Below are 8770 nucleotides of genomic sequence, written 5' to 3' on the forward strand. Positions count from 1 at the left end.
ATTTTGGCAAGCGATCATAAATGGTCATCGAGCCTCACGACTTCAACCCAAGAACATGGCATTCTGTAATACCTCGTAGTTTTTCGATTGCCGATCACCCATTTTGTTATTCGCAAAGTTCTTCAGCTTTCAAAGATTAATAGTCCATTTTTAAGCAGCGAATCATGCTGAGGGTTTTTCTTGGAGAAAAGAATAGCATGTCAATCTTTTTGTCATAATAACGTGCTGAATAAGATTTCGCCGGGAATTGCTGGCGAAATTCTGGTTCAGTTGCGCCCCAGCATCGGCCTCTCGGCGGTGTGTGTACCGTGCCGTTTGGTGTCACGATTTGGTACATCTGATTCGGACGGTATCCTTGAGCCGAAAAAGGTATAGAACGCCAAGGGCCTCGTTCATCATTATCCGGATTGGAAAAACCAGCATCATTCGAAGGCAATAAATTTCTTTTGGTTTTCCATTCGACCGCTGGTTTCATGGCATAAAGCAATAGCATGTCGTGTACCGAACCAATCGCGGAACGGTTCTCTCGGGACGTGCGCTTCTGCCAGATGATTTCGGCGACAAAATTCCGCCGCCCAAACACCTCATCCATGACGACCTTCAAATAATGCCCCTCGTTGTCGTCGATCGTGACCCAGATCGACCCATCCTCGGCGAGCAGATCGCGTAGGAGTTCCAGGCGCGGAACCATCATCGACAGCCATTGGCTGTGCTCCAGATTGTCGTCGTAGTGCTCGAAGGCGCTTCGGGTGTTGTACGGTGGGTCGATGAAGATGCACTTGACCCGCCCGGCGCAGAACGGCAGCAGCGCCTTGAGCGCGTCCAGATTGTCGCCCTGGATCAGCCAGTTGGCGGCTCCGAAGTCGCCGTGGACCGACTCCGTGTCGAGCAGTCGATAGGGGACGCGCCGCGCGGCGCGCTTGGCGTCGGCGTCTCCCAGCCAGGTCAGTTGCGGCATCTGCGATCAGTCCAGTCCTGAGTTGTCCAAGGGCGGGGCGCGATCCAAACCACCGGCCCCGAGCGGCCAACATCTTACCCTGATCGGCATCCCCATTCCGGCCAGGGTGAACCGAACCATGCAATCGAACCCAGCCGCCTCGGGTTTTTTTGTGCCGGCAATCCGCCATTCCGCCCGACGCATGGCCTCGCTGGCTGCCTGCGCCAGAAAGGCCGAGCGGCTCATGTGATGCGATTTGGCATGCGCATCGATGCGCCGTGCCAGGGACTCCGGCAGCGAAATATTGAGCCGCACCGCCTTGGGGCGCAGGCGCGATAAATCGATCTCCGCCAGTAACCACGCTCCGTCCCGATACCGCGGATCCCCGGCCAACAGTTCCAGCGGCGTGGGTGGCGGCGGCTCTAACGTCTCCCCCTCGAAATAGACCTCCGCCGCCTCCTGGATCGCCGCCGGCAATCCGTCCCAGTCGTCCGCCTCCGAGAAACAGCCCGGAAAATCGGGGATCGTGACCCCATGTGCGTGCTGCTCGTCCCCCAGATGAACATAGACCGGATATAACATGGTCACCTCCACTCCCATCCTGCTTGCCGCTGCGCCGCCATCAGGTCGGGAATGTCTCCCCGGCCCCCGGCATCCGCACCATCGGCGCGCTATCCAACAGCTTGCGTGCCACCTCGACGATCGGCTCCAGACTGATCCGACTGGTAAAGACCGAGAAGGTGAGCAGGGCGAGCAGATGGCGCGGGTCGCTGATCCAGGGCGGCAGAAAGCGCGGCGGTCGGCACAGACCCAGCGCATAGAGTTCGCACAGGGCGGGGATGTCGAACAGGTCGAGCTTGCCGCAGAACAGCAGGCTGAGACAGTCGGCCCGCCCGGCGGCGAAGCCCGCGCGGATGAAGTTGTCCACCTGGAGCAGTCCCAGCAGATAGACCAGATCCTTGGTGAAGGGCGCGCCGCCGGTGATGACCCCGCCGCGAAACACCCGCCGGGCATTCTCGAACGCCTGATCCGGGTCGCCGGTGCGCTCCAGATAATAGCGATAGACCTCCAGGAAGTCCGCGCCATCGATGGCCATCTGAATCGCCAGCACCCGATCCGCCAGACGGCGCAGCCGGTCAAGCTCGATGGAACCGCTGATCACCTCCGCGAACACGGCCAGCCCTTCCTGGGTGCGCGTGGTGCCCGGATGCCCGGCCGCCAGCAGCGGCAGATCGGTCTGCGCCCTGCCGTTGAGCGAGGTGGCGACATGGATATAGGCTTCATGGTGCAGCAGTTGGACGCAATCGCGGTCGGTAAAGCGCGCCCCCCGGCGAATCCGGATCGCCCGCGAGGTGGCGAGGGCATTGGCGGACAGCCGGTCGACCAGCTCGATGGCGGGCGCCTGATCGCCGAAATGGGCGCGTACCGCGACGTCGAGATCCGCCGCGACCGACTCCGCCGTGTGATCGCTCGGCGGGGCGGTGTGCATCTCGATATGGGCGAGATTGGCGATGGTGTCGAGGACGCTTTGCGCCAGATCGAGCGGCGTGATCGGCACATAGCGCAGCGGCGCCGTCGGTTCGCCATAGAGTTGACGGCCATACTCGAAGAATCCCGCGGTCCCCACCGCCGCCAGCATGCGCGCGCTGAGTTCGATGGCATTGGCCTGACGGTCCAGCCAGAGGTCGATGGTCGTCACCGGCACGATCTGGCGCCGCGCCTCGCGCACCGCCTCGATGCTGGATGTCGGGTCGAAGGCGGGATAGGTCACCTGCGGCAGCTCGCGGCCGCCCTGCGCCAGGAAGGTCTCTTTCACCTCCGGTTCCCAGGCGAGGGTCCGCAGGATACGCAGGGGTTTGCAGGCGGTGTGCAGCAGGCTGGCGACGGCGCGAATGCGCTCCTTCTCCCGTTCAGTGGTAGCGGTCATGTGAAAAGACTCCAGGGGTTGAGAGCATCCTCGCGAATCCTTGCCCGAGATCGATCATCCGGATACCGCGTCGTGGTTAGGTCGCGCCACCTTGGCGCAACCGCCATTGCGCATGATGTTCCCGCAGGATCGCCATCGCCTCGTCGGCGCCCTTGGTACAACGCGGGATATCCATGTCCTCGGCATTGGCCAGTTCGAAACCGGGACGCCGCATATAACGGCGCGCCCAGTCGAGCAGTTCGGACCACATGTCGCCGACGAAAATGAGCGGGGTATCGTGCAGATGGCGCACCTGTAAGAGCTGCCAGATCAGCATGGATTCCAGCACCGTGCCGATTCCGCCGGGAACCACGAGATAGGCGTCCGAAACCAGCACGAAATGGTGCAGACGGGTGAAGAAAGTCTGGTGCTCGAAAGCCTCCTGCACGAAAGGATTGACGTCCTGCTCGAAGGGCAGATCAATCCGGATGCCGATGCTCTGTGATCGCTCCGGGGCCGCGCGGGATTGGGCGCCTTCGTTGGCGGCCTGCATGAGTCCGGGGCCGCCCCCGGTGACGATGTCGCAGTCCAGTTCGGCCAGTTCCGCGGCGAGACGCTTGACCTCTTCATAGACCCAATGTCCGGCTGCGTGCGCGCCGAGCCGAAGATGGTGACCCGAAAACGCTCGCGCTTCGAGGGGCGCAGTCGGGTCAGGTTACTGACTAGCGTCCAGAGGCCAAAGATCGTGTCCACCAGAATTCGCTTGACACCTTCCTCGTCGGCCAGACTGACCGTGGTTGACTTTCGCTGCTCCGCCATGGAAAGACCTCTGGTTGATGCGTGATCTCACGCGATGGGCGGTTGGGCCTCAACGTCACCAGGTGCGAGACGCGAGACCCTGTTTCACGCCGTGGACCTCCGGTCAATCCACGTATACGACAGCATAGCGTCCGTCATAAGGTTGGTAGTAGCTGCCGCCGCAGCGCTTCAACGCGGCGCCCTCGACGACCACCGTGGTACACCCGGCCGGCAGCGTGGACACATAGACCGCCGACCGGCGAATGGTCCGGCGGGTCGTGCGGCGGGCGACGCCCGCCACGCTGCCCGGCGTCATGGGACGCCCGACGACCGCCTGCGCCTCCTTGATGGCGAATCCGATGGGCAGCCAGCCGTCGACGATCAGCGCGGCGGCGATCAGCCCCAAGCCCAGGACGATGGAATTCACGGGACGTCGCGTCTTCATCACTGGTCCTCCTCGTTCATGAGCGCACCCAGGTCATCGACCGGAAGCCGCCCGTTCCAGGATCAGGCTCGCGGAACTGCTCAATTGCAGCTTCTGGCCGGCGAGATCGATGACTTCGTCATCGACATCCGCCCGCACGCTGAAGGCGGTCAGACCGCCCAGATAGGTCGACATGGCGCGCAGGATCCGGTCCGCCTCGGGATCGACGGTCGGCTCGGCCGCCATGGCCCCAACCGCGAGCCCGAGGCTCAGAGCGACCCCCGTCGCCTGGACGAGACGCCGCCGTGTGGGCGGTTTTACACATCGCTGGATCATCTTGCGTTTCCCCTTGGTTGAGTTGATCGCTTGGTGATGCTTTTCGTCGTCGGGAAATCCCACTACCGCGACGGCGCCACGCCACGCAGCGCGGCCAAGCGCTCGGCCGTGAGCGCCGACCACTTGTCGAAGGCGTTTTTGGCGTACGACCAGCTCTGGAACGAGTTCACATAGCCGTTCGCCCAGGTCTGCGCCGCGCCGGTGGCCCCCGAATCCAGGTCGGCCGCATACTTGCGGCCGATCTCGGTATCGCGGCACTCGGCGAGAATGGTCCCGTTCGTCGTGTCGATGAACTGCATCTCCATGCCGGTTTCCCCGAGATAAGGCGTGGAACCGGCGGGGCGTCCCGTCGCCACGCCAGAACCGGCTTCAGCCACAAAGGCGTAGGGAATGACCGTGCCCGTCACGCTTCGGGTCACATCGGTCGGCACCAGATTGGTCAGCGCAATCCGCAAACCCAGCACCCCCGGCCCCGGTTTCTCGACCACCTTCATTCGCGGCTTGAGCGCCTTCGTCATCGAGTCGTGGAAATAGTCGGTCAGCGTTTTGAGGTCGGTCGGATCGATCCCTTGCTGCTGACCGGGCTTGAGGCTCACCTGCATGCGTGCGATCAGCATCTTGTCGAATTTCCTGGCATCGAGATCGGGCTTGCGCCAACACTGGATGCCCTCCGCCCAATCCACTGGCTTCAGGCGGGCGTAGTTGGACAGAAAGCCGCTCTGGGTCAGGCGGGTCGGGTCGCTGGCGGTCACGCTCGCGCCGCTGCCAAAGGGGTTGGAATCCGTGGCGCAGCCGCCGATGCACATCGCCGCGGTCAAGGCCATGCCGGCAATCCACGGGATGCGATTGAAACGGCGGTCGGTCATGGTTGTCTCTCCTCGATGAATTTGTACGGATAGTCGGGCTCGCGATAGTCGCCGGCCTTCTGCCGCTTCGGCAGGGTCACCGGTTCGCGCGGCAGTTCCTCATAGGGGATCTGGCTCAGGAGATGACCGATGATCTTCAGCCGTGCCTGTTTCTTGTCATCCGAGCGGGCGACGTACCAGGGCGCGAAGTCGGTGTCGGTGGCCGCGAACATGGCGTCGCGCGCCCGCGAGTAGTCATACCAGCGGCTGTAGGATTGCAGATCCATCGGCGAGAGCTTCCAGATCTTGCGCCCGTCCTCGATACGCGCCGCGAGTCGTCGGGTCTGCTCCTCGGAACTGACCTCCAGCCAGTATTTGAGGAGGATGATGCCGGCGTCGATCATCGCCTGCTCGACCATGGGGGTCATCTGGAGAAAGCGATCGGTCTGTTCCTCGGTGCAAAAACCCATCACCCGTTCGACCCCGGCGCGGTTGTACCAACTACGATCGAAGATCACCACCTCGCCCGCCGCCGGGAAGTGGCGCATGTAGCGCTGGACATACATCTGGGTCTTCTCGCGCTCGGTCGGCGCGGGCAGGGCCACGACCCGGAACACCCGCGGGCTGACCCGTTCGGTGATGGCCTTGATGGTGCCGCCCTTGCCGGCGCCATCCCGGCCCTCGAAGACGATGCAGACCTTGAGTCCCTGGTGGCGGATCCATTCCTGGAGCTTGACCAGCTCGACGTGCAGTCGGGTCAGCTCGCGGTCGTATTCCTTGCGCGTGAGCTTTCCCGGCGAACCGGCGTCCGGCTCGAACCGGACTTCGCCGCCGCTGTCCGCCAGCGCGCCCTGGTTCTCCGTCTTGACCTTTTTCTTTGCCTTCATCTCGTCATGGCTCCAGCGTCATGTGGCCGCTTCAGCGGTCCCCGTGAATCCAACCGTCGTGCGCGGATCTCACCGCGGCAAGGCGGATTTGTTCATCTCCTCCACGTCGGCCGGGAACCGCCAGGTCACCGGCCCGGTCTTGACAAGCTGGCGTCCCGGCTCTCCCAACCGCTTGCCATAGCGCACCATCTGAATCAGATCCGAGCTGACCGCCGGATTGGTGGTGAAGTAGGAATGACCGAAAAGATCGGTGCGCTTGCCCTCGTAGGAGATGAGATCGACCCGGTCGAGGGTCGCGAAGTAACGCTGGGCCCGCTCCGAGATGTCCTCGGGACGCAATTGGCCCACCCGGTGGCGACTGCGGAAGAGGATGCGTGAGACCAGCAGCGCCCGGTCATCCGCGGAGGTATAGATGGTCAAGCGACCTTGCAGGACGCGCGGCAGTCGTCCCTCCGGCCACAGGGTGACCAGATCCGGGTCCGAGAGAAAGCCGGTGAGCTGCTGACCGGCGATGTCCACGTCGATGTCCGGAGACAGCAGCACCAGGTTTCCGATCCGGTAGAGATCCACCGGCTCCTTGCCGGCGGCGATCGCCTCCAGCGTCAGCTCGCGCACCGCCTTGAGCGTCAGCGCGGTGCCCCGGCTATGGGCGAGGATCTGCAGCCGCTCCAGTCCGGGCGTCGCCGCCAGCATGCGGATGGCCTTTTTGAGATGCTCGACCGCGTAATCCGCCGATTCGGTGGTGGTGGTATAGGAGGTCAGGAAGTTGCCGGTCGTGGAGGCGGGCCAGGTGAAAAAGGCGCAGACGTGCTCCCGACCCAGAAAGTGGCACAGCTCCGCCGTGGTGAAGGCGGAGGTGGCGAAGGTCTCGTTGAAGCCATGCACGTAGAGCAGAAGCTCTTTCCTTGGCGCCACCGCCAACCGGCGCGCGACCTCGTTCTGGAGCGTCGCCTTGAGCTCGGTATGCCGCGCAAGCTCGGCCCGATCACGCAGGATTTTGCCGCTCGCCTCGCGCCGCAGCCGATAGGGCTCCTCGGGAAAGGCGCCCAGCTCCCGCACTGGACCCAGCTCCAGATCGATCGTCTGGGTACGCTCGGCGAGCTGGCTCTGCGCGCGCAGCGTCTCCCAATCCAGCGCCGGCACCAAGCGCACCTGGGCGGTGCCAAAGCGGATCTGGCGCGCCCGTTCCTGGCCATAGGGCTGGGTGCTCTCGGGCACGGTCTCCGGGGCGCGATCGGTGATGAAGAGCAGATCCACATCCGGATTCAGCCGTCCCTGGCTGGACGGGTCGAAGACCGTTTGTCCGCCGGGGAGTTGGTAGAGCAGGGGCGTGGGCATCAGCGGTCGTCCGCTGGCGGCGCAGCCACCGAGCAGGACCACGGTAAGCAGGATGGCGGCGATATCGATGAATCGGCGTGGCATAAGGTCGATCCCTGGGGTTCGGGAGATGCGTGATCGCTCGGCTTGCCGCGAGAGGATAACGACAAACCGATCGGATCTTACTCACCGATGCGATTTAAAGTCCGCCACCCCATCGGTACTGCCAGGCGATTCCGATCAGATCATAATTGTTTCCCGTCAGCGCGGATACACCGCTGCTCGCATACAGCTTGATCGAGTGAAGCGCGTCGATGGGAAACGCCAGGGTTCCGCCCAGGCGCCAGTTTTCCTGTCGATCGTCGTTCGAGATACCGTTCAGCGCGGTGCGGCCGCCGCTGAAATGCGTGGCGTCGAGCGAGGCCCAGCGGCCCGAGCCGAATCCGTAGATCGCATGCGCCTGCGCGGAATAGAGCGGATCCTGCGCGCGCCGGTTGCCGCCGTAAAAATCCCGGTTCTCCGTGAACAGCGTGGCCGCCGCGCTCAGTTCGAGTGTCCAGGAGCCGATCGCCTTGGAGACGCCGAACTCCGGCTTGATGCTCCAGCGGCTCATGCCAATATTGACCAGCCGGCTCTCGTCATACTGCCCCCAAGGCACCGACACTTGCAGGCTCGCGCCGACAATCACGTCCTGACGGTACGCCTTGAATTCCTTCAGCCTAAGCGCGGGCGCCCCGTACAGATTCACCGAGAATCGGAGCTTGGAGTCGGTGAAACCATCGACAACGCGCTCCAGCGGCTGGCCGTGATAGTCCGCCGATCCGGAGAGCCAAGTGTAGGGAACGATAGCATCGAACTTGGCGGACTTGCCCCAAACGTCGAGCACGCGGGCGTAGGCGAGGACCATGCTGGAGGTTTCGAGTTGCGGATTTTTGACCGGCAACGCCGAATCGAAGGCGATACCGCCGCGCGTATAGGCGTAACCCGCGATCAGAAAATTCACCCCGACCGGCGCGTTCGAGAAGGCGCGAGGCTCGATGTCTTGAGCCTGCGCGGCGGCGATTCCCAAGAGCAGGACGGACCCGCCGGCGACACCCAGCCGGCGGGGCCTTGACTGAATGTGTCGGCGAGAGCAGGGCATCATAGGTGTTCGGGATTTTTTAAGCCTGGACTTCCAGAAGCAACCTATTTAAGTACTTCAACAGAATTAACTGTAGAAAGCCACTAATTATTAACTTGGCTATAAAAAATACAAACCGCTATCGATTAAATTAACTCTAATAATAAACTTAATTATAATCGACGCCAACAAACTATTGC

At 62.7% G+C, this 8770-nt stretch carries 9 protein-coding genes and 1 pseudogene; all 10 read right to left on the minus strand.

What is annotated here, in order from left to right; all coding sequences use genetic code 11:
- Window positions 1–136: 136 nt before the first annotated feature.
- Window positions 137–958 (minus strand): site-specific DNA-methyltransferase, encoded by an 822-nt coding sequence (locus QZY07_RS03820; protein WP_295399897.1) that lies wholly within the window; start codon window positions 956–958, stop codon window positions 137–139.
- A gap of 6 nt (window positions 959–964) precedes the next feature.
- Window positions 965–1519, minus strand: a complete 555-nt coding sequence (locus QZY07_RS03825; protein ID WP_295399914.1) for a type II toxin-antitoxin system HicB family antitoxin — start codon at window positions 1517–1519, stop codon at window positions 965–967.
- A 40-nt stretch (window positions 1520–1559) separates the two neighbouring features.
- Entirely contained in the window at window positions 1560–2864 is a 1305-nt protein-coding gene (locus QZY07_RS03830; RefSeq protein WP_295399899.1) for a flavohemoglobin expression-modulating QEGLA motif protein, read from the minus strand.
- A 76-nt stretch (window positions 2865–2940) separates the two neighbouring features.
- Window positions 2941–3483 (minus strand): annotated as a pseudogene (locus tag QZY07_RS03835) (LOG family protein); the annotation flags it as partial.
- A gap of 282 nt (window positions 3484–3765) precedes the next feature.
- Window positions 3766–4086: a hypothetical protein gene (locus tag QZY07_RS03840; protein ID WP_295399901.1), complete on the minus strand. Its 321-nt coding sequence runs from the start codon at window positions 4084–4086 to the stop codon at window positions 3766–3768.
- A gap of 33 nt (window positions 4087–4119) precedes the next feature.
- Window positions 4120–4401 carry a DUF2092 domain-containing protein gene (locus QZY07_RS03845; protein ID WP_295399903.1) on the minus strand — a complete coding sequence of 94 codons (282 nt, stop codon included), beginning with the start codon at window positions 4399–4401 and terminating at the stop codon, window positions 4120–4122.
- Window positions 4402–4463: 62 nt separating this feature from the next.
- On the minus strand, window positions 4464–5267 hold the full coding sequence (locus QZY07_RS03850) for a DUF3313 domain-containing protein (RefSeq protein WP_295399905.1): 804 nt from the start codon (window positions 5265–5267) through the stop codon (window positions 4464–4466).
- Window positions 5264–6133 carry a polyphosphate kinase 2 gene (gene ppk2 / locus QZY07_RS03855; protein ID WP_295399907.1) on the minus strand — a complete coding sequence of 290 codons (870 nt, stop codon included), beginning with the start codon at window positions 6131–6133 and terminating at the stop codon, window positions 5264–5266. The genes QZY07_RS03850 and ppk2 overlap by 4 nt, the downstream gene beginning before the upstream one ends.
- Before the next feature lie 69 nt (window positions 6134–6202).
- Entirely contained in the window at window positions 6203–7555 is a 1353-nt protein-coding gene (locus QZY07_RS03860) for an alpha/beta hydrolase (RefSeq protein ID WP_295399910.1), read from the minus strand.
- A 94-nt stretch (window positions 7556–7649) separates the two neighbouring features.
- Window positions 7650–8591, minus strand: coding sequence for a transporter (locus QZY07_RS03865; protein ID WP_295399912.1), 942 nt, complete (start codon window positions 8589–8591; stop codon window positions 7650–7652).
- Between the last annotated feature and the right edge of the window lie 179 nt (window positions 8592–8770).

The organism is uncultured Thiocystis sp., from assembly GCF_903866365.1.
Classification (GTDB): Bacteria; Pseudomonadota; Gammaproteobacteria; order Chromatiales; family Chromatiaceae; genus Chromatium.